At 61.0% G+C, this 19613-nt stretch carries 17 protein-coding genes and 1 tRNA gene; 13 read left to right on the plus strand and 5 right to left on the minus strand.

All coding sequences use genetic code 11. The annotated features are described in order from the left end of the window. Positions 1-294: 294 nt before the first annotated feature. The 3 genes from HNO86_RS14160 (at position 295) to HNO86_RS14170 (ending at position 2054) form a co-directional block, all read left to right on the plus strand. Positions 295-1491, plus strand: a complete 1197-nt coding sequence (locus HNO86_RS14160) for an amino acid aminotransferase (protein ID WP_175377560.1) — start codon at positions 295-297, stop codon at positions 1489-1491. 166 nt (positions 1492-1657) lie between these two features. Continuing rightward, positions 1658-1867, plus strand: a complete 210-nt coding sequence (locus tag HNO86_RS14165) for a hypothetical protein (RefSeq protein ID WP_175377561.1) — start codon at positions 1658-1660, stop codon at positions 1865-1867. A gap of 111 nt (positions 1868-1978) precedes the next feature. Then, positions 1979-2054: transfer RNA gene (locus HNO86_RS14170), tRNA-Asn, on the plus strand. Positions 2055-2103: 49 nt separating this feature from the next. On the opposite strand, the gene HNO86_RS14175 is transcribed toward HNO86_RS14170, so the two are convergent. Beyond that, the gene (locus HNO86_RS14175; protein ID WP_175377562.1) at positions 2104-3036 is read right to left on the minus strand and encodes an AraC family transcriptional regulator; all 933 of its coding nucleotides are present in this window, start codon (positions 3034-3036) and stop codon (positions 2104-2106) included. Between the two features lie 577 nt (positions 3037-3613). Between HNO86_RS14175 and HNO86_RS14180 the strand changes: the two genes are divergently transcribed. From HNO86_RS14180 to HNO86_RS14195, 4 genes are all read left to right on the plus strand, one after another. Beyond that, positions 3614-4948 carry an MFS transporter gene (locus tag HNO86_RS14180; protein WP_175377563.1) on the plus strand — a complete coding sequence of 445 codons (1335 nt, stop codon included), beginning with the start codon at positions 3614-3616 and terminating at the stop codon, positions 4946-4948. Between the two features lie 99 nt (positions 4949-5047). After that, positions 5048-5740, plus strand: a complete 693-nt coding sequence (locus HNO86_RS14185) for a fumarylacetoacetate hydrolase family protein (protein WP_175377564.1) — start codon at positions 5048-5050, stop codon at positions 5738-5740. Positions 5741-5782: 42 nt separating this feature from the next. Beyond that, positions 5783-6541 carry an SDR family oxidoreductase gene (locus HNO86_RS14190; RefSeq protein ID WP_175377565.1) on the plus strand — a complete coding sequence of 253 codons (759 nt, stop codon included), beginning with the start codon at positions 5783-5785 and terminating at the stop codon, positions 6539-6541. 32 nt (positions 6542-6573) lie between these two features. Further along, positions 6574-7530, plus strand: a complete 957-nt coding sequence (locus HNO86_RS14195) for a 2-hydroxyacid dehydrogenase (RefSeq protein WP_175377566.1) — start codon at positions 6574-6576, stop codon at positions 7528-7530. A gap of 45 nt (positions 7531-7575) precedes the next feature. Here HNO86_RS14195 and HNO86_RS14200 read toward each other — a convergent pair whose 3' ends face one another. Continuing rightward, a complete protein-coding gene (locus tag HNO86_RS14200) occupies positions 7576-8877 on the minus strand; it encodes an Nramp family divalent metal transporter (RefSeq protein WP_175377567.1) in 1302 nt (433 codons plus the stop codon). 243 nt (positions 8878-9120) lie between these two features. Here HNO86_RS14200 and HNO86_RS14205 point away from each other — a divergent pair, with 243 nt between their 5' ends. Next, positions 9121-10254 (plus strand): beta-propeller fold lactonase family protein, encoded by a 1134-nt coding sequence (locus HNO86_RS14205; protein WP_175377568.1) that lies wholly within the window; start codon positions 9121-9123, stop codon positions 10252-10254. A gap of 143 nt (positions 10255-10397) precedes the next feature. On the opposite strand, the gene HNO86_RS14210 is transcribed toward HNO86_RS14205, so the two are convergent. From HNO86_RS14210 to HNO86_RS14220, 3 genes are all read right to left on the minus strand, one after another. After that, positions 10398-11393, minus strand: coding sequence for an AraC family transcriptional regulator (locus HNO86_RS14210; protein ID WP_175377569.1), 996 nt, complete (start codon positions 11391-11393; stop codon positions 10398-10400). A gap of 1 nt (position 11394) precedes the next feature. Further along, a complete protein-coding gene (locus tag HNO86_RS14215) occupies positions 11395-12408 on the minus strand; it encodes an AraC family transcriptional regulator (protein ID WP_175377570.1) in 1014 nt (337 codons plus the stop codon). Positions 12409-12667: 259 nt separating this feature from the next. Next, positions 12668-13918, minus strand: a complete 1251-nt coding sequence (locus HNO86_RS14220) for an OprD family porin (protein ID WP_175377571.1) — start codon at positions 13916-13918, stop codon at positions 12668-12670. A gap of 361 nt (positions 13919-14279) precedes the next feature. Between HNO86_RS14220 and antA the strand changes: the two genes are divergently transcribed. From antA to HNO86_RS14245, 5 genes are all read left to right on the plus strand, one after another. Next, positions 14280-15683, plus strand: coding sequence for an anthranilate 1,2-dioxygenase large subunit (antA, locus tag HNO86_RS14225; protein ID WP_175377572.1), 1404 nt, complete (start codon positions 14280-14282; stop codon positions 15681-15683). Positions 15684-15685: 2 nt separating this feature from the next. Next, a complete protein-coding gene (antB, locus tag HNO86_RS14230) occupies positions 15686-16177 on the plus strand; it encodes an anthranilate 1,2-dioxygenase small subunit (protein ID WP_175377573.1) in 492 nt (163 codons plus the stop codon). Positions 16178-16196: 19 nt separating this feature from the next. Continuing rightward, positions 16197-17219, plus strand: a complete 1023-nt coding sequence (antC, locus tag HNO86_RS14235) for an anthranilate 1,2-dioxygenase electron transfer component AntC (protein ID WP_175377574.1) — start codon at positions 16197-16199, stop codon at positions 17217-17219. Between the two features lie 103 nt (positions 17220-17322). Continuing rightward, a complete protein-coding gene (locus HNO86_RS14240; protein ID WP_175377575.1) occupies positions 17323-18483 on the plus strand; it encodes an ABC transporter substrate-binding protein in 1161 nt (386 codons plus the stop codon). Positions 18484-18698: 215 nt separating this feature from the next. Further along, a complete protein-coding gene (locus tag HNO86_RS14245; protein WP_175377576.1) occupies positions 18699-19610 on the plus strand; it encodes a branched-chain amino acid ABC transporter permease in 912 nt (303 codons plus the stop codon). Positions 19611-19613 lie beyond the last annotated feature (3 nt).

A 19613-nucleotide genomic window follows, 5' to 3' on the forward strand; every position in this document is an offset into this window, starting at 1 on the left:
AACGGGAAGGCCGCAAACGACGCGCGTCGCCGCAGGAAAAAGCTGGATTGTGCTCAATGTGGAGCCGATTGCCATCGCTTTCAAGGCAAACGTCCTACGTCCCTTGAAGTCTTTGATTACACCAATCGACTAACGGTCGAAAAATAATCGGAAAAACTTGGGTTAAAAACCGAATAGTCTGTCGCCATCGATGGAAGATGACCTCTATACTAGCTCCCCGTTTGTGCACCGCTCTAGTGCATTCGGCTGGAGCGCCACACGTCCCTCCACTCTCCATTCAGAGCCGCCGCAAAAATGAGCCTGTTCTCCGCTGTCGAAATGGCACCCCGCGATCCAATCCTGGGCCTCAACGAAGCATTCAACGCCGATACCCGTACCGACAAGGTCAATCTGGGGGTAGGTGTTTACTGCAACGAGGAGGGGCGAATTCCACTTTTGCGCGCCGTTGTCGAAGCCGAGACGATTCGCGTCGCTCAACACGCTTCGCGTGGCTACCTGCCAATCGACGGTATCGCTGCCTACGACCAGGCCGTGCAAAAGCTGCTGTTCGGCAATGATTCGCCACTGATCGCTGCTGGCCGCGTGGTCACCACCCAGGCCGTCGGCGGTACCGGCGCACTGAAAATCGGTGCCGACTTCCTCAAGCAACTGCTGCCGAACGCCGTCGTGGCCATCAGCGACCCGAGCTGGGAAAACCACCGCGCGCTGTTCGAAACCGCCGGCTTCCCGGTGCAGAACTACCGCTACTACGACGCCGCGACCCACGACGTGAACCGCGCCGGCCTGCTGGAAGACCTGAACGCGCTGCCGAACGGCTCGATCATCGTGCTGCACGCCTGCTGCCACAACCCGACCGGCGTCGACCTGAGCCCGGCGGACTGGAAAAACGTTCTGGAAGCCGTGAAAGCCAAGGGTCACGTGCCGTTCCTCGACATGGCCTACCAGGGCTTTGGCGATGGCATCGACGAAGACGCCGCCGCCGTGCGCCTGTTCGCCGAGTCGGGCCTGACCTTCTTCGTGTCCAGCTCGTTCTCCAAATCCTTCTCGCTGTACGGCGAGCGCGTTGGCGCCCTGTCGATCGTCAGCGAATCGAAAGAAGAAAGCGCGCGCGTGCTGTCGCAGGTCAAGCGTGTGATCCGCACCAACTACTCCAACCCGCCGACCCATGGTGCAAGCATCGTCGCGGCCGTGCTGAACAGCCCGGAACTGCGCGCCCAGTGGGAAGCCGAACTGGCTGAAATGCGCCTGCGCATCAAGGGCATGCGTACCCAGATGGTCGACCTGCTGGCGAAAAACGCGCCGCAGCGCGATTTCAGCTTCGTCGGTCGCCAGCGCGGCATGTTCTCCTACTCCGGCCTGTCCGTTGAACAGGTTCACCGCCTGCGCAACGAGTTCGGCATCTACGCCCTGGACACCGGCCGCATCTGCGTGGCCGCGCTGAACCAGAGCAACATCAAAGTCGTGACGGATGCGATCGTTCAGGTGATCTGAACCGCAGCTTGAGACGAAAAACGGGAAGCCAGCCGGCTTCCCGTTTTTATTTGTGGCAGATAAATCTCAAGACAGCGCCTGCGCCCACTAAACTCCACAGCAATTCAATGTCGCACCGCCGCTCCCACAAGTTTGTGTACACCCCGAAATTCTTGCGAGAACCCCTATGAAAAACGACAACCTGCGCGCCGACCGCGATGATCTGGACGATCTGGACGACTTCACCCCCCGCACCCCGACCAAACGCGGCGGCAACCTGGTCATGCAAGTGGCGACCGGCGTGTTTCTCGGCGGCCTGGCGCTGTGGCTGGTGCAACTGGGCGCCACGGCGCTTTACGCGAAACTGATGATGGCCACCATTACCTTCGGCGGTTAGGCCGGTTGTGCGGCCGTCAATCGCCGATAAACCACCGCCTGTCCCGTGAAATCCGTCCGATTGCTATCTGACGCTTGACTTCTCTTTTTGAATCAGTAACATAGCCGGCATTCCGCGATAGCTCAGTTGGTAGAGCAAGTGACTGTTAATCACTGGGTCCCTGGTTCGAGTCCAGGTCGTGGAGCCAGATCAAAAAACCCGCCTTATGGCGGGTTTTTTCGTTTTCGCGTCGCGCTTCAGGTATTCAACGGCGACTGCGGTGTGTCCGGGTTGAGTTGCTGACGGCGAAATTGCCCCGGAGGCTGGCCATGGATCTGACGAAAGCGCCGCGAAAAGTAAGCTTCGTCGGCGAAACCGCACAATCGCGCCACTTCCCCTACCGGCCGCGTGCCGTTGAGCAAGTAGTTGCGGGCCGCGTGCATCCGGCGCTCCAGCACCAGCTCGGTAAAGGTCTTGCCGACTTCCTTGCGCAACCAGTGCGTCAGGTACGTCGGTGACAGGTAGGTCGCGGCGGCGACCTTGATCAGGTTGAGGTCTGGATCGGCGATGTTCTTGCGCAAATATTCGGACATCCGGCTCAGCGCATCACGCCGGCTGACTTCGGCGGCGTTCTCTTCGGCCAGGCGCTTGAGCGGTTCGGCATACAAGGCACACACGCTTCCCACCAGTTGCAGCAGCAAACCCTTGAGCATCTCGCGGGTGCCAAACTGTCGGTTCTCGTCGAGCACGCGCATTTGCTCGATCAAACCGCAGACTTTGCTGAAATCCTCATCGCCGAGTACGAAGTCCAGGTGCTCCTGGAAGCGAAATGGCGACAGTTCGGGCGCTAGGAGAATCGACACTTCCTCCAGGTCCATCGGGTCGCACTGCAAGTGCGGCAGCAGGAAGGTCTGGGAAAAATTGATCACCATGAAATTGCTATCGGCCGGATGCGGAATCACGTGCACCCGATGCGGCAGGATGAAGGCCAGGGTATTGCGCGGAAACGGACGCTCGACATTGCCGATGTGCTGCACGGTGTCGCCGCCGAGGTTGATCTGAATCTGGAAGTACTCATGACGATGGGGGCTGGTTTCGGCACGCCGCCCCTTTTTGTCGCGGATGTAGAAGTCCGTCAGCTCGCTGCGTTGCTGCATGACGTAGGTAGGTACTCGACTCGGTAACGACATCGGCTGAGGATCCTCGACAGGTACATGGACAGCTTGTCGCCACACCGCAATGGAGACGACGACGGAGGGATTGTGACGGTGAACCCGGCCACGTTTCAACAACTCATAGGATGACACAGGCATCGACGGATAATTTGTATCCGTGAGTGCAACTTTTCCTGTCCAAAAAACCGATCTCGATCATCATTTTTTATTTCAATAAAAACAATAAGTTAGAAACAATCCAAGACTGAAAGCGTTGGCACACTTTCTTGGACAGGCATATTGATCACGGTTTTCATGCGAAAAAACGATCTAACGCCTCCGTTGATTTTTGAAGGTTGTACGACCACTGTGGCAGGCAATGCAGCCCCACCCACCCAAAAACAATCATTAGGTGCGCACATCATGAACCTGCTTTTTCCCCTCGCCGACCCGCCCGACCTCTCCTTGAATCCGCCTTGCCGGAACATGTCCCCGGACGTCTGACACCGGCTCTCCGCGCCGCTTTTGCAAAACACGCTGTTCCCCAACCGGGAGCAACGGGCTCGGCTGCGCGCAGAAATCTCGATTCTTCTAACAATAACGAGGTCTACCCATGTCCAACTCCACCACTTCCACGGCGACGGCTGGCGTCCGCGATGCCGCCCCCACCCAGCGACTGCCGACACGTCGGCGCTGGTTCATGCTGTCACTGCTGCTGGTCGCCACCATCATTAACTACATCGACCGGGTGAACATCTCGATCGCGGCGCCGTTCATGGCCAAGGACCTGGGCCTGGACAAGATCGAAATGGGCCTGATCTTTTCCGCGTTCGCCTGGACCTACGCCCTCGCACTGGTGCCTGCCGGGTTCATCGCCGACCGCTTCGGCTCCAGGTTGACCTATGGGGTGTCGCTGATCAGCTGGTCGACCGTCACTGTGCTGCAGGGCTTCGCCACAGGATTTGCATCCTTGTTCGGCCTGCGCCTGGCCGTCGGTGCGATGGAGGCGCCGGCATTTCCGGCCAACAGCCGCGCAGTGACCGTGTGGTTCCCGGCGCGCGAACGCGGGATGGCCAGCAGCATTTACGTGTGCGGCCAGTATCTGGGCACCGCCCTGTTCACCGGCGCATTGCTCTGGCTGGCGACCACCTTTGACTGGCGCCACGTGTTCTACAGCACCGGGTTGCTGGGCATCGTCTTCGGGGTGATCTGGTTGTTCCTTTACCGCGACCCGCTGAGCTGCAAGAAAGTCAGCAAGGAAGAACTGAAATACATCGAAAGCGGTGGCGGCCTGGTCAAGAGCAGCCAGGAGCGTACCCGCTTCAACTGGCGGCAAGTCGCCGAACTGTTCAGCTATCGGCAGGTCTGGGCGATTTGCATCGGCAAGTTCGCCAGCACCTCGGCGCTGTACTTCTTCCTCACCTGGTTCCCAACCTATCTGATTGAAGAACGGCACCTGACCACCATCAAGGCAGGGATCTTTGCCGTGCTGCCCTTTGTCGGCGCGACCGTAGGCATTTTGCTCGCCGGGATCATTTCCGACCTGCTGATACGCCGCGGCTACTCCATGTCCTTCGCACGCAAATTGCCGCTGGTGGTCGGCTCGATGCTGGGGATGTCGATCGTCCTGGTGAATTTCACCGACTCGAACGCGATCTGCATTGCCATCCTGACCATCGCCTTCTTCGCCCAGGGCATCGCCTCGTCATCATGGGCGGCGGTGTCGGAGGTCGCCCCCAAGGAACTGATCGGCCTGACCGGCGGTATCACCAGCCTGGCCGCGAATATCGGCGGGATCGTCACCCCGATCGTGATCGGCGCGATTGTCCACGCCACAGGCTCCTTCGCTTACGCGTTCTGGTTCATCGGCGGCGTGGCACTGATCGGTACCTTGTCCTATTCGCTGCTGCTCGGCCAGCTGTATCGCATCGAACTCAAGGCCCGCTGATTCAAGAAAAGCGTTTTTCTCCAAGACGAGGCGGCATTCGTCCAACTTCACCCGCGATTGCCGCCGTACGCTGATGCTTCCTACAGGACCGACACCAGGATGAACATGACCGAGTACGTTTTTACCCCCGATCTTCCCGTGACCCTGCCGGTCGCCGGCAGCCAGCAGCGTTTCCCCGTGGGCCGGGTCTTTTGCGTCGGTCGCAACTACCCCTGGCCTGACACCCAGGGCCAGTCCCGCCTGCCACCGGTGTTTTTCATGAAACCGGCGAGCAATGTGGTGGACGCGCAGGGTGAAATCGCCTTTCCGCCCTTGACCGAAGAGTTCGCCCACGAGATCGAACTGGTGGTCGCCATTGGCGAGGGTGGCGCCAATATTCCCGAGGATCAGGCACTGGCGTACGTCTGGGGTTATGGCGCGGGTCTGGACCTGACGCGTCGAGACGTCCAGCGCACGGCCAAAAGCAGTGGCATGCCGTGGGAAGGCGCCAAGGTATTCGACGGCGCCGCCCCCATCACCGCCATCGTACCGGTCTCGCGTGCAGGCCACCCCGACGGCGAGTTGTGGCTGAACGTCAACGGCCAGGAACGCCAGCGCGACAGCCTCGACAGCCAGATCTGGTCAGTCGCCGAAATCATCAGCCGCATCTCCCAGTCCGTGGCCCTGCGGGCCGGCGACCTGATCATGACCGGTAGCCCGGCCGGCGTCGATGTACTGCAACCCGGCGACATCGTCAACGCTGGCATCGACGGCATCGGCCAGATCGAAATGCGCGTCGGCCCGCGCACCTGAACCACCACACGCCCCAGTGAATTGAATAAAGGAAATAACAACATGACCCATCCTTTGAAAGTCGCCCTGGTAACCGGTGCCGGCAGCGGAATCGGCCGCGCCGTGGCCCTTGGCCTGATGGCCGACGGATTCACCGTGGTGCTCGCCGGACGCCGGCCAGAGCCCTTGCTGGAGTTGGCGGAGCTGGCGGCTGTCGACGGCCACCAGGCACTGGCGGTGCCCACCGATGTCCGGGATCCGGCCAGCGTCGATGCGCTGTTCGCCGAAATCACCGTGAAATACGGGCGCCTGGACGTGGTGTTCAACAATGCCGGGGTCAACGCCCCTGCCGTGCCCCTGGATGAACTGACGTTCGAGCAGTGGCGAAACGTGATCGACACCAACCTCAACGGCGTTTACCTCTGCGCCCGAGGTGCCTTCGGCCTGATGCGCCGGCAACAGCCGATGGGTGGCCGAATCATCAACAACGGTTCGATCTCGGCCCACACCCCTCGCCCCTTCAGCAGTGCCTACACCGCCAGCAAACATGCGGTACTGGGGTTGACCAAATCCCTGGCCCTGGACGGGCGCGAATTCAACATTGCCTGCAGCCAGATCGACATCGGCAACGCCCTGACCGAAATGTCGGTGCGCATGACCAAGGGCGTGCGCCAGGCCAACGGCAGCATCGCCGTGGAGCCGATGGTGGATGTGCAGCACGTGGCCGATGCCGTGCGCTATATCGCCGCCCTGCCGTTGTCGGCGAATGTCCTGAACATGACCGTCATGGCCACTGCTATGCCATTTGCCGGTCGCGGTTGACCGGCCTTTTTATTGCGCTACACGAGGTTCACATGAAGCCAGAAGTCTTGCAGCTCAGCCCGATCCTGATCCCTGAAATCAACACCCGCCTGGGTGAGTTGTTCACCATCAGGCGCTATTTCGAACAGACCGACAAAGCCGCCTTCATAAAAGAGCATGGCGCCAACATTCGCGGCGTCATCACAGGTGGACACACCGGCATTACCCAGGCCCTGATGGCGCAATTGCCCAAGCTGGAAGTGGTGGCGGTCAACGGCGTGGGCACCGACGCGGTGGATCTGGCTTATGCCAGGGACCGCGGGATTCGCGTGACGGCCACCATCGGCGCCCTGACCGAAGATGTCGCCGACCTCGCCATCGGCCTGTTGATTGCCGTGTGCCGGGGGTTGTGCACCAGTGATCGTTACGTGCGCTCCGGTCAATGGCCGCAAAGCCCGACTCCCCTGGCACCGTTGCCGCTGGCGCGCCAGGTGTCGGGCATGCGCATCGGGATCGTCGGCATGGGCCGGGTCGGCCGCGCCGTGGCAACCCGCGCCGCCGCGTTCGGCTGCCCGATCAGCTACACCGACCTGCGGCCGATGAGCGACGTGAACCACACCTTCGTCGCCGATCTGAAGCAACTGGCCAGCCAGAGTGATGCGCTGATTCTGGCCGCCGCTGCCGACAAGGCCGAAGCCATCATCGACGCCGACGTGCTCAAGGCGCTCGGCCAAGGTGGTTACTTGATCAACGTGGCCCGGGGCAAGCTGGTCAACGAAGTCGATCTTGTGGCGGCTTTGAAGGCGGGCGAGATCGCCGGCGCGGCACTGGATGTGTTTGTCGACGAGCCGCAGGTACCAGAGGCCCTGTTCGGTAATGAACAGGTGGTGCTGCAACCCCATCGCGCCAGTGCGACCGTGCAGACCCGCACGCGGATGGGCGAAATGGTGGTGGCGAGCCTGGTGGACAGTTTCGCCGGACGCATACCGCAGGGCTCGGTAACCGATTGAACCCTGGCCATCGAGGGGACACTGCGCCCCCTCGATGGTCTGGTATCAGGCGAACAGATCGACGCCCAACTGGAAGGCGACCCACAGGGCGAGGCCAGTGGCGAACGCCAGTGCGATGTTCTCGAACAGGTTGTTGCGGTATTGCTTGTCCAGCAGCTTCTTCTGGTTGGACATGATCAGCAGACCCAGGGAAATGATCGGCAAACCAATGATGTTCAGCGCGCTGACGCCAATGGTCAGCGTCACGAAGTCCGGCATGCCCGGCATCGACCAGATCAGTGGCGTGACCAGGATGAACAGCATGAACCATTTGTGCATCGGATCATGGTGAAACTCCTTACCGTACTTGTCGCGACGCTTGGGGAACACGTGCTGGAAGGCATCGGTGATCAGCATCGGGAACGCCGTGGTCTTGCCGGAAATACTGGCGAACAGCGTGGCGAATACCCCGACGAAGAACACGTACCAGCCGATCGGGCCGAAGTAGATTTCCAGCGCCTTGCCCAGGTCACCCAGGGTTTTCACTTCGATACCGTTGGGCCGCAGGATTTCCGCGCCAACGATCCAGATGGCCAGGTTGATGATGATCCCGACGAACACCGCAAACAGCAGGTCGTTGCGTTGAATGCGTTTGTGTTGCGGACCGATCCAGCCCTTTTGGCGCATGACATAGGGATGCACGAAGTTGGCGATGGAACCGGCGACCGCGCCGATCACCGACACTGCCACGAGCAACGCGCCATGTACGCCTTCGTCCTTCGGAATGCTGAAACCGATGGTGCCTTTGATGATGCCACCCACGTCGGGGCCGGACATCACGGCCAGGGCAATGAACGCCAGCGTCATGATCGCCAGCAGCAACTTCATCACGCCCTCGATCATCGAGTAGATGTTGCGACCGACCAGCATCCACACCGCCAGGACCACAGCCACCGAGCACAGCAAGGGCTGGTCGATCTTGAACAGCATCGCCAGCGACTCCCCGGCGCCCTTGATCATGTAGGCGTTCATCAGGTGCCCCATCAGCAGGGCGTAAACCAGCATGAACCAGGCGAAGAAAGGATTGAGTTGGGCGTAGCCCTGCAGGATGGTCATGCCCTGGTTATTACAAAGCTGGAAGCGGGCGATGATGTTGACGATGAGGTATCGGAGCAGCAGCGAAACCGCCAGCACCCACATCATCGCGTAACCGTAGTTGGCGCCAGCCACGGACGACGTGATCAGATCACCCGCGCCCAGCCAGGACAGTACGGCGATGATGCCTGGGCCCAGGAGTTTGAATATTCGTAGAAATCGACTTTGCGCGGGCGCCGCAGCCTGGCCTTCCACGGTGGGAATGCTGGTCATAGAGGGTATCTCCATTGTTTTTTTTGTGAGAGTCCGCGAAGTCGAACACAGTACGTACGATGTCGTACAACAATTGTTGAAACGAGATTATTTAAAAATATTTCAGTTCCTTAGGCGCTCTAAGCGCATGGCCTTTCGTCATCGACTGGATGATTGCTTCGTTGTCTTGAAAACAGCCATTGATGCCTGAATGCTTAAGTCATAGGATGACTGATCACACCAATAACAATAAAAGGATCCACTGTGAGTAAATCCCTCCTCCTCGCGGCGGTCGTTGTCGGCGGTCTCAGCCTTCCCGTCCATGCCACTACCTACGCCTACATCTCCAGTCCGGGTGATGGCCTGATTTCCCAGTACCGCCTCGACCAGAGCAACGGCTCGCTGAAACTGATCGATCAGGTCAGCGCCGGTGATCAGGTCAACCCCATGGCCATCACGCCCGACGGCAAGGTTTTGTTCGCCGCGCTGCGGGTCAAACCCTTCCAGGTCGTTGGCTACCACATCGATCCGAAGAGTGGGCACCTGACACCCGCGACCAAGGCACCGCTGGCGCAAAGTATGGCTTACCTGTCTACCGACCGCGCTGGGCACTATCTGCTGGGCGCCTCCTACGGTGCCGACGCCGTCACCGTGCAAGCCATCGACAAGGCCTACCAGCCTTCCGACACCATCCAGAGCTACGCCACCGGCCCGCACGCCCACTCGGTGCGTACCGACCCGAGCAACCGCTTCGCCTACACCGGCAACCTGGGCGCCGACCGGGTGCTGCAATATCGCCTGGACAGCAAGACCGGCGCACTCACGCCCATTGGCAGCGGCTACGTCAGCGTCCCCGAGAATACCGGCCCACGGCACCTGGCGTTTTCCAAGGACGGCAAATACCTGTATGTGGTCGGTGAAATGAGCGGCACGGTCACCGCGTTTGCCATCGATAACAACACCGGCGCACTGACGCAGATCGGCGTGGCCAACGGCATTCCCGAACGCTTGAATCTGGCCCACGGCGAAGTGCGCGATGCGCGCAACAATGACCTCAAGGACGACCCCACTCCCCGCATCTGGGCGGCAGACCTGCGGCTCTCGCCCGACGGCAAGCTGCTGTTCATGACCGAACGCACCAGCAGCTCGGTGTCGGCGTTCGCGGTGGATGCGGCGACAGGTGGCGTGCGTTATCTGGACAACTACCCGGTACAGGAGCAGCAGCCCCGCAACATCGCGTTCTCGCCGAACGGCAAATGGTTGCTGGTCACGGGAGAGAAAAGCGACAAGGTCGGCACCTATGCCATCGGCGCCAAGGGCGCGCTGAAACGTGTGGGTGAAGCGGTATCGGGCAAAGGGGCGTTGTGGATCGAGGTGTTGCAGACTTCGGTGGAATGAACCGGGGAATCATCGGTACGGGTTGCCCGGCCCAACTTTAGGAGCGAGTTTACTCGCGATGGTGGTTCGGGCGTTTGTTGAACTGGCCTTCAGTGCGTTTTCACACAGTCTGCGATGGCGGGTTTTTCGTTTTCGGCTTCCGCTCATGCCTGAGACTTCACCGTCTGCTTCGGCAACTCCCCGAATCGCTGCCGATAGTAATTGGCAAACCGCCCCACATGACCGAAGCCGAACTCCAGCGCCACCTCCGTCACGCTGCAGTGCGGGCGTGCCAGCAAGTATTCCCGGGCGGCCTCAAGGCGCAATCCACGCAAGCGATCCATCGGGCTCTGGCCGTATTCGCGCTGACACAGGGTGTTCAGGCTGCGAATGCTCACGCCGGCGGCAACCGCCAGTTCAGAAAGGCTGATGCCCTGGGCAAGATGCTCGCGCATGCAGGCATCGATTTTTTGCAGCTGCCGCGCAGGCTGACGCGGCGCCGGCGATGACTCCTGCGCAACACCACAGTGACTGAGCAGAAACAGCGGCAGGCTTTGCTCCAGGTGCTGCAACCAGCGTGAAGGCGCAGCGCCCGCCTCGCCCTCGGGCAAATGCTCGAGCAACTCGCTGACCAGACGAAACCAGCGCATCGCCAGCGGCCGTTGCAGGCGGCTGACCGGCGCCAAATCAAAGCCCTCCGGCAAATCATCACCCAGCGCCCTCTGCCCGGCGTCGAGCAATGTCCGCGGCAGTTTGAGGATCAACTGCTCGCAGCCCTCCTCCCACACCACCCGGGCCTGCTCACGCGGCGACAGGATCGCCACTTCCCCGGGGCTGACGCCATAGCCCATGCCGCCCGACTCCAGGGTAGCGCTGCCGCGCAGCGGCATCTGCACCAGGACGAAATCCTCGAACGGCTGCGGGCGGATTTCCACCTGGCCGCCATAGCGCAGTGCATACAGCTCGCAGCTCGCGACCTGGCCGCGATAGAACGCGGTATCGACGCCGCCCCGAGGCCAGTCCAGCTCATGTTCCACCAGCGCCTGCCCCATCAACCGCTGGGTTTCCTGGGCCGAGCGGCTGGTGAACACCGGCTCGCGGCACATCAGCGACAGGTTCAGGCCCACGCTGTTGGCGGTGGCCGCGTGTAAGGTCGTCATCTCACAACGACCGGTTGCGACGGGCTTCGCTGCGTTGCAAGGTCGCGCTGGGGGTTTCGTTGAACAGCTTGCGGTACTCGCTGGCGAACCGGCCCAGGTGCGAGAAGCCCCAGCACATGGCGATCACCGAGATGTTGCGCACCGACGCATCTTCGAGGATTTCCTGGCGCACGGCGCTCAGGCGAAATTTCTTCAGATAGGCCATGGGCGAGACGCCGAAGTGCTTGCGAAAGCCTTCGAACAGCTTGAAGCGCGACACACCGGCCGCCGCCTCGATGTCTTCCAGGTGAATGTCTTCGCGGGCGTTGCTTTCGATGAAGTCCTTGGCGCGCACCAGGTAATACGGCAGCTTGGCGCCCAGCTGGTCGCGCAGTTCGGCGCTGTAGTTGTTGGGCTGGGAAAGGATCAGGCCTTTGATCAGCGCGCTTTCGATATCGCGGGTGAAGAACACCTGATTGAACAGCTCCTGGCCGCGTTCCAGTTCGTCGATGTAGTAACGGGCCATCCGCCACCAGGAGGCCGAGGCGCCGTTGACCGCATCCATCACCGGTTCGAACTTCAGCGGCATTTCCAGCGGCCGTTGCAGCATGCCTTCCAGGGTCTGACGCATGGCCATGCGGGTGATCACCACGGAGATCTTGTGACAGTCACCGGCCATGCTCAGCGACTGCGTTTCGTGGGGGGTGATGATCAGCCCCTGATCCTGGTTGGAGTACAACCGGCGACCGTCCTTGAGCAGTTCCTGCTCGCCGCGAATCGGCAGGCTCAAGCTGTAGCAATTGAGGTGTTCGGCATCCTCGACGCCGATGGTCACGTCCGTGCCGTATTCCATCCGGCCCAGGGTCGTGGACATGGACTTGAACACATTGGCCTTGTGGTGAAACTGGATCCGGTTCGGCTGGCGGGTCTGCAGTACGTGCGGTCCGCAAATGCCGGCCATCCATGCACGGGCACCGGCCAGGTCGTAGCGATCTATACGGATATCTCGAAATTGGACAAGGTTTGGATCGGTCATATCAGTACACCCACGGCAAGGGACATCGACACGCTCTTCGGCGCGTATTTTCATTGGAGTTAGCAAGGGCTATGCCCAGCCGGCGCGAACAGGCGATATCCGCATTTTTCGGCTACGAATCGCAAACTATTTGGATATCGAGCGCGTTGTGCGGCACCACGGCGCACAACAACGGTGCCAAAAGTGGCCTATCCCCGGGAAAAACGCTACCCGGGACGTCACTTCAGCGCACAAACGCGCTCAACTCAAGGGCGGGGCGTTACCAAAATTTCCAAGTGTAGGTGGTGATCAGGCGGTTCTCGACCCAGTCATTGCCGTGGCTGAACTTGGAGACGACGTTGCCGGCCTCCACGCCCACACCCTTGAGCGGGCCGCTTTGCACCACGTAAGACAACACCACGTCGCGCTCCTGCTCCGCTGCCTGGCTCAGGTTGTCGCCGCGATCGATCGAGGTGCCCTTGAAGTAACGGGTCATGAAGTTCAGACCCGGCATGCCGAGGGCAGCGAAGTCATAGTCGTAACGGACCTGCCAGGATTTTTCGTTGGGCTTGATGAACCCCACCCGCGACCAGTTCACCAGGAACGGCTGCGGCACGTAACCGCCCAAGGTCGGGAAGTTGCTGTCGCCGAGCATGCGCTGATAGCCGACGCCGAACCGGTGCCCGCCCTTTTTAAGCGTGGTCATGGCGCCCCAGGAACGGTTGTCGATGTCGCCGTACAGCGCCTCGCCGTCCTCGCTGTTGTTGAAGTAACGCAGATCGGTCTTGAGCCCGTAGCCGTCGCCCAAATCCGCCAGATGGGTGATGCCCAGATAGTGTTGCTGGTAGATGTCTTCCAGTTGCGCGTAGAAGTAGCTGCCGGTCAGCGAGGGCGTGAAGGCATAGCTGGCACCGGCGAGGTTCATGCCGTCACTGCCGCGACGCACGCCGGAGCCGGTCTGCAGGTAGAGTTTTTCGTAGTTCGAAGAGTTACGCGCGCCGATCTCGGTCAGACGTCCCGCCGTCAGGGTCAGGCGATCGATGTCCTTGGATTCGAGCAAGGCACCGCGATAGGTCGTCACCAGTTGCCGCGAGTCGTCCATGATCACCACCGGCAGCAACGGCCGTAGCTCGCCGACTTTCAACTCGGTTTTCGAATAGCGCATTTTCAGCGTCACGCCGCCACGGCCGTATTCGTCGGCCTGCTCCTGACGGCTTTTGCTGTACGGAATGATGGTGTCATCACCACGCCCGCCACCGCCGTCCAGTCGAAAGGCGTACTGCGCCTCCGCATCGAGGCCGAACTGCAACGTGCCTTCGGTATAGCCGGAGGCGAAACGCAGGTCGAAGCCCTGGGTCCAGCTGCCCACTCGCGATTGCGGCGGGTTGTCCTCTTTGTAATCCCGATCGATGTAAAAGTTGCGCAGCCCCAGTGTCAGCTTGCTGTCGCTGACTACATCGGCCTGGGCCAACAATGGCGTCAAAAGACCTACTGTTTGAACTCCCCGAACTAACCACGCTTTATGCAACATATTATTTCTTTCCCCTGTCGCGTATATGGCAACACATAAATAGAAGGCACTTTCGGTACAGAACCAGAACCATCACTCATGGCAGTTTTCAGTGACCTGCAGCGAGACACTCTGACGGTGCTTCGGTTGAAATTAAGCCGTAACAAGTTCGTCATCGGCTATCCCGTTACTGAAGGACAAATAGCCGTTTGCTCAGCCACAGGATTGCGCACAAGCCAGTATTTACGGGCCTTTCATTGCCCCCAGCCGGATATCGGGGCTTATTTTCCGGATGGGTTTCCACTACTAATCGGATAGACCCTGTCGGCCACCCCGTCATTAAATGAAGACGTGAATTAGCCCATTGGCCGAGGACTGGGAAATGACAACTGCACGAAGTGTCGAACAGTGGAAAAGTTATATTGAAAGTTGCCTGGACTTTCGCCCGCAGGACGGTGTTTATCGCATTGCCCGCGATATGTTCACCGACCCGGAACTGTTCGATCTGGAAATGGAACTGATTTTCGAGAAGAACTGGATCTACGCCTGCCACGAAAGCGAGATCGCCAATAATCACGACTTCATGACCCTGCGTGCCGGCCGCCAGCCGCTGATCATCACCCGCGACGGCGAAGGCCGCCTCAACGCCCTGATCAACGCCTGCCAGCACCGTGGCACCACCCTCACCCGCGTCGGCAAGGGCAACCAGTCGACCTTCACCTGTCCCTTCCATGCCTGGTGCTACAAGAGCGACGGCCGCCTGGTGAAGGTCAAGGCGCCGGGTGAATACCCCGAAGGCTTCGACAAGGCCACCCGCGGCCTGAAAAAGGCCCGCATCGAAAGCTACAACGGCTTCGTTTTCGTCAGCCTCAATGTGGACGGCACCGACACCCTGGAAGACTTCCTGGGCGACGCCAAAGTGTTCTTCGACATGATGGTGGCGCAGTCGCCGACCGGTCAGCTCGAAGTGCTGCCGGGCAAGTCGGCCTACACCTATGACGGCAACTGGAAGTTGCAGAACGAGAACGGCCTGGACGGTTATCACGTCAGCACCGTGCACTACAACTACGTGGCCACCGTGCAGCACCGCCAGCAGGTCAACGCCGAGAAAGGCCTGACTGCCAGCGACACCCTGGACTACAGCAAGCTCGGCGCCGGCGACAAGGAAACCGACGACGGCTGGTTCGCCTTCCACAACGGTCACAGCGTGCTGTTCAGCGACATGCCCAACCCGGCCGTGCGCCCGGGCTACGCCAGCATCATGCCGCGTCTGGTCGAAGAGCACGGCCAGGGCAAGGCCGAATGGATGATGCACCGCCTGCGCAACCTCAACGTCTACCCGAGCATGTTTTTCCTCGACCAGATCAGCTCGCAGCTGCGGATCATCCGCCCGCTGGCCTGGAACAAGACCGAGATCAACAGCTTCTGCCTGGGCGTGGTCGGCGAGTCGGATGCCGATCGGGAAAACCGTATTCGCCAGTTCGAAGATTTCTTCAACGTGTCCGGCATGGGCACCCCCGATGACCTGGTGGAATTCCGTGAAGCCCAGCGCGGTTTCCAGGCCCGCCTGGAACGCTGGAGCGACATCTCCCGCGGCGAAGGCAAGTGGGTCGAAGGCCCTACCCGCAACAGCGAAACCATCGGCATTTCTCCGGCCCTGACCGGCACCGAGTTCACCCATGAAGGCCTGTACGTCAACCAGCACGCCAACTGGCAACGCTTCCTGCTCGAAGGCCTGGCGCGCAAGGCGGCCGAAGAACAACCGTTGAAACTGCGTGAGGTGTGAACATGAATCCGCAACTGCAATACCGCGTCGAGCAATTTCTCTACCGCAACGCCGAGGCCTGCGATGCCCAGGACTGGGACAGCTACCTGGACATGTTCAGCGACGACAGCGAGTTCCACCTGCCGCAGTGGGATTCGGAGCACGTCTACACCACCGACCCGAAAAAAGGCATGTCGCTGATCTACTACCCCAACCGTGGCGGCCTGGAAGACCGGGTGTTCCGCATCCGCACCGGCAAGGCCGCCTCGACCATCCCGATGCCGCGCACCCTGCACCTGATCAGCAATGTGCGTATCGCGCCGCTGGCGGACGATGAGCTGGAAGTGCGGGTCAACTGGAGCACCCAGTACTACCGCATGCAGACCGCCGAGCAGTTCTTCGGCCGCGCCACCTACCGCCTGCGCCCCGACGGCGAGAGCTGGAAGATCGCCCGCAAGCACGTGGTCCTGCTCAACGACACGATCAATTCCGTGCTCGATTTTTACCATCTCTGAACCCTGCGGATTAACGCTCATGACGTACAAGGTCGCCTTCAGTTTCGCCGACGGCAAAACACGCTTCTGCAATGTGCAGAACAACGAAATCCTGCTCGATGCGGCCCTGCGCAGCGGGATCAAGATTCCGCTGGATTGCCGCGAAGGGGTTTGCGCGACCTGCCAGGGCCGCTGTGAATCCGGGCAGTACACCCAGGACTACGTGGACGATGAAGCGCTGTCGGCCAGCGATCTGGCCGAGCGCAAGGTGCTGACCTGCCAGACCCGCGTGCAGTCGGATGCCGCCTTCTACTTCGACTTCGATTCCAGCCTCTGCGGCAGTAACGGTCCGAGCAGCCTGCAAGGCACCGTGAGCGAGGTGCGCCAGGTCTCGCCGACCACCGCCATCGTCCATGTCGAAGTGGGTGATGCGGGTGCGGCGCTGGACTACCTGCCGGGCCAGTACGCGCGCCTGCAGGTTCCGGGCACCGAGCATCGGCGTTCGTATTCCTTCGCCTGCGCGCCGGGCAGCAGCAACCTGCAGTTCCTGATTCGCCTGCTGCCCAGCGGCGTGATGACCGACTACGTGCGCGATCGCTGTCAGGTCGGCGACGTGATCCACATGGAGGCGCCGCTGGGGGCCTTCTACCTGCGCCACATCGACCGCCCGCTGGTGATGGTCGCCGGCGGCACCGGGCTGTCGGCGTTCCTGGGCATGCTCGACCAGATCGCCGAACGCGGCGGCTGCGGTCATCCGGTGCATCTGTATTACGGCGTGCGCGAAGCCGCGGACCTGTGCGAGGTCGCGCGCATCGAGGCCTACGCCGCACGCATCCCGGGCTTCCGATTCACCCCCGTGGTCAGCAACCCCGACCCCGACTGGCCGGGCAAGACCGGCTACATCGCCGAACACCTGGAACTGGCCGAACTGCGTGACCAGCCCGTCGACCTGTACCTGTGCGGTCCGCCGCCGATGGTCGAGTCGATCAAGGACTGGCGCCAGCAACATGGCCTGGAGCAAAGCCGCCTGTACCTGGAGAAATTCACCGAAAGCAACAGCTGATGCAGCACCCCATAACAACAATCAATCGGCCCGTCCGAACACAGAACACTGCCCTCATCGATATCCACCGTGCTCTGGCACGACCTACTTCATAGGCCGCCTCATGAAAAACCTGGTATTGCGTGCATGTCTGGCAACCTCCCTCTGTGCAGCGATCGCTGCCCAGGCTGCGGAGCCTGTCCGAATCGGCTTCATCACCACCCTTTCCACGCCCGCCGGCTACCTGGGCGAAGACTCGCGCGACGGCTTCCAGCTGGCGATCGACCAGGAAGGCGGCAAGCTGGGTGGCGTGCCAGTGCAACTGATCGTCGAGGACGACGGCCTGCAACCGGCCAAGGCCAAGCAGATCGCCGACCGCATGAGCCTGGACGGCGTCTCGCTGTACACCGGGGTGATCTTTTCCAACGTGCTGGCGGCGGTGATCAACACCGCCACCAAGGACGGTTTCTACGTCAGCAACAACACCGCGCCTTCGACCCTGGCCGGTGAGAAATGCATGGCCAACTACTTCGTCGGTTCCTACCAGAACGACACCCCGCACGAGATGGCCGGTGTCGCCGCCAACGAGCTGGGCTACAAAAAGATGGTGATCCTGGCGCCCAACTATCAGGGTGGCCGCGATGCACTGGCCGGCTTCAAGCGCACCTTCAAGGGCGAAGTGACCGAGATCTACACCAAGCTCAACCAGCTGGACTTCTCGGTGGAACTGGCCCGCGTGCGGGCGCTGGCGCCGGATGCGATCTTCCAGTTCCACCCGGGCGGTGGCGGCATCAACTTCGCCAAGCAGTACGGCGGTTCGGGCCTGTCGGCGCAGATCCCGATGGTGGTGCCGGTGTTCTCCATGGATGAACGCATGCTCGCCGCCACCGGCGATGTGGCCAAAGGCACCAACGTGGTCACTCTGTGGAACCCGCAATCGGACAACCCGGCCAACCAGGCCTTCGTCAAAGCCTTCACCGAGAAGTACAAGCGCACCCCGACGGTGTATGCCGCCCAGACCTACGACACGGCACGGCTGATTGGAGCGGCCTTGAAAACTTCGCAAGGCAACCTGAAAGACCAGGCGGCGTTCCGCGACGCGATGAAGAACGTCAAGTTCGACTCCATCCGTGGCGACTTCAGCTTCGCGCAAAACCAGCACCCGGTGATCGACTGGTACCTGCTGCAAGTGCAGGCCGGCGCCGACGGCAAGCTGGTGGAAGTGCCGATCAAGACCCTGGCGACCCGTCACGTCGACAGCTACGCGGCTCAATGCTCGATTTGACCGATACCTGACTGTAGGAGCGGACCGGTCGGCCGCCACAGAACCTGTAGCAGGCTTCGCCAGCTGCTACAGGGACCGTGGTTTGGCTTGACTGAGTGGAATTCAGGCTTGCCCGCGAAGAGGGAGTTTCAGGCGACATCGATGTTGGATGTGCCGGCCCTTTCGCGGGCAAGCCTCGCTCCTACAGGGGTCTTGAATGGATGAGGAACGCTGAAATGCTATTGCTCGAACAGATTCTCAATGGCCTGCAATACAGCGCCCTGCTGTTTCTGCTGGCCTCAGGCCTGACCCTGATTTTCGGCATCATGGGCGTGATCAACCTCGCCCACGGTGCCTTTTACATGGTCGGTGCGTTCTGCGCCGCCTACACCGCCATGTCCACCGGTTCGTTCTGGCTCGGTGGCTTGGCTGCGCTGATCGGCTCGGCCTGTTACGGCGCGCTGATCGAAACCTCGATCATGCGACGCCTCTACAAACGCGATCATCTGGACCAGGTGCTGGCGACCCTGGCCGTGGTGTTTTTCAGCAACGAACTGCTGACCCTGATCTTCGGTCGCAGCCCGCCGGCGATGCCCACCCCCGAGTGGTACTCAAGCTTTGTCGAAGTGCTGCCGGGGCTGATGTACCCGGTCAGCCGCTTGCTGTTCATCGGTACCGGATTGCTGGTGGCGGTGGGCATGTGGCTGCTGATCAATCACACGCGCCTGGGCATGCTGATCCGTGCCGGTGCCGATGACCATGAGATGGTCGGCGCGCTGGGCGTCAACATCGCTCGCCTGTACACCCTGGTGTTCGTCTTCGGTTGCGTGCTGTGCGGTCTGGCCGGGTTCATGGCGGCGCCGCTGCTGTCGGTGGAGATCGGCATGGGCGAGAAGATCCTGATCACCACCTTCGTGGTCATCGTCGTCGGCGGTGTCGGCTCGGTGCGCGGCGCGCTGGTGGGGGCCTTGCTGATCGGCATGGTCGACAGCCTGGGCCGCGCCTACATTCCGCCGCTGCTGGATCAACTGCTGCCCAGCGAAACCAGCGGCACTCTGAGCGCCGGGCTGATTTCCGCCAGCGCCTACATCGTCATGGCCCTGGTGCTGCTGGTGCGTCCGCGCGGCCTGCTGCCGGCCCGTGCCTGAGGA

This window comes from Pseudomonas sp. C1C7 (assembly GCF_013359595.1).
GTDB lineage: Bacteria > Pseudomonadota > Gammaproteobacteria > Pseudomonadales > Pseudomonadaceae > Aquipseudomonas.

Coding starts and splice junctions, on each gene's coding strand:
- HNO86_RS14220 (WP_175377571.1), bottom strand. CDS start 13,918: ATGTTGCATAAAGCGTGGTTAGTTCGGGGAGTTCAAACAGTAGGTCTT.
- antB (WP_175377573.1), top strand. CDS start 15,686: ATGAATCCGCAACTGCAATACCGCGTCGAGCAATTTCTCTACCGCAAC.
- HNO86_RS14245 (WP_175377576.1), top strand. CDS start 18,699: ATGCTATTGCTCGAACAGATTCTCAATGGCCTGCAATACAGCGCCCTG.
- HNO86_RS14240 (WP_175377575.1), top strand. CDS start 17,323: ATGAAAAACCTGGTATTGCGTGCATGTCTGGCAACCTCCCTCTGTGCA.
- HNO86_RS14180 (WP_175377563.1), top strand. CDS start 3,614: ATGTCCAACTCCACCACTTCCACGGCGACGGCTGGCGTCCGCGATGCC.
- HNO86_RS14175 (WP_175377562.1), bottom strand. CDS start 3,036: ATGTCGTTACCGAGTCGAGTACCTACCTACGTCATGCAGCAACGCAGC.
- HNO86_RS14165 (WP_175377561.1), top strand. CDS start 1,658: ATGAAAAACGACAACCTGCGCGCCGACCGCGATGATCTGGACGATCTG.
- antC (WP_175377574.1), top strand. CDS start 16,197: ATGACGTACAAGGTCGCCTTCAGTTTCGCCGACGGCAAAACACGCTTC.
- HNO86_RS14185 (WP_175377564.1), top strand. CDS start 5,048: ATGAACATGACCGAGTACGTTTTTACCCCCGATCTTCCCGTGACCCTG.
- HNO86_RS14190 (WP_175377565.1), top strand. CDS start 5,783: ATGACCCATCCTTTGAAAGTCGCCCTGGTAACCGGTGCCGGCAGCGGA.
- HNO86_RS14200 (WP_175377567.1), bottom strand. CDS start 8,877: ATGACCAGCATTCCCACCGTGGAAGGCCAGGCTGCGGCGCCCGCGCAA.
- HNO86_RS14195 (WP_175377566.1), top strand. CDS start 6,574: ATGAAGCCAGAAGTCTTGCAGCTCAGCCCGATCCTGATCCCTGAAATC.
- HNO86_RS14160 (WP_175377560.1), top strand. CDS start 295: ATGAGCCTGTTCTCCGCTGTCGAAATGGCACCCCGCGATCCAATCCTG.
- antA (WP_175377572.1), top strand. CDS start 14,280: ATGACAACTGCACGAAGTGTCGAACAGTGGAAAAGTTATATTGAAAGT.
- HNO86_RS14215 (WP_175377570.1), bottom strand. CDS start 12,408: ATGACCGATCCAAACCTTGTCCAATTTCGAGATATCCGTATAGATCGC.
- HNO86_RS14210 (WP_175377569.1), bottom strand. CDS start 11,393: ATGACGACCTTACACGCGGCCACCGCCAACAGCGTGGGCCTGAACCTG.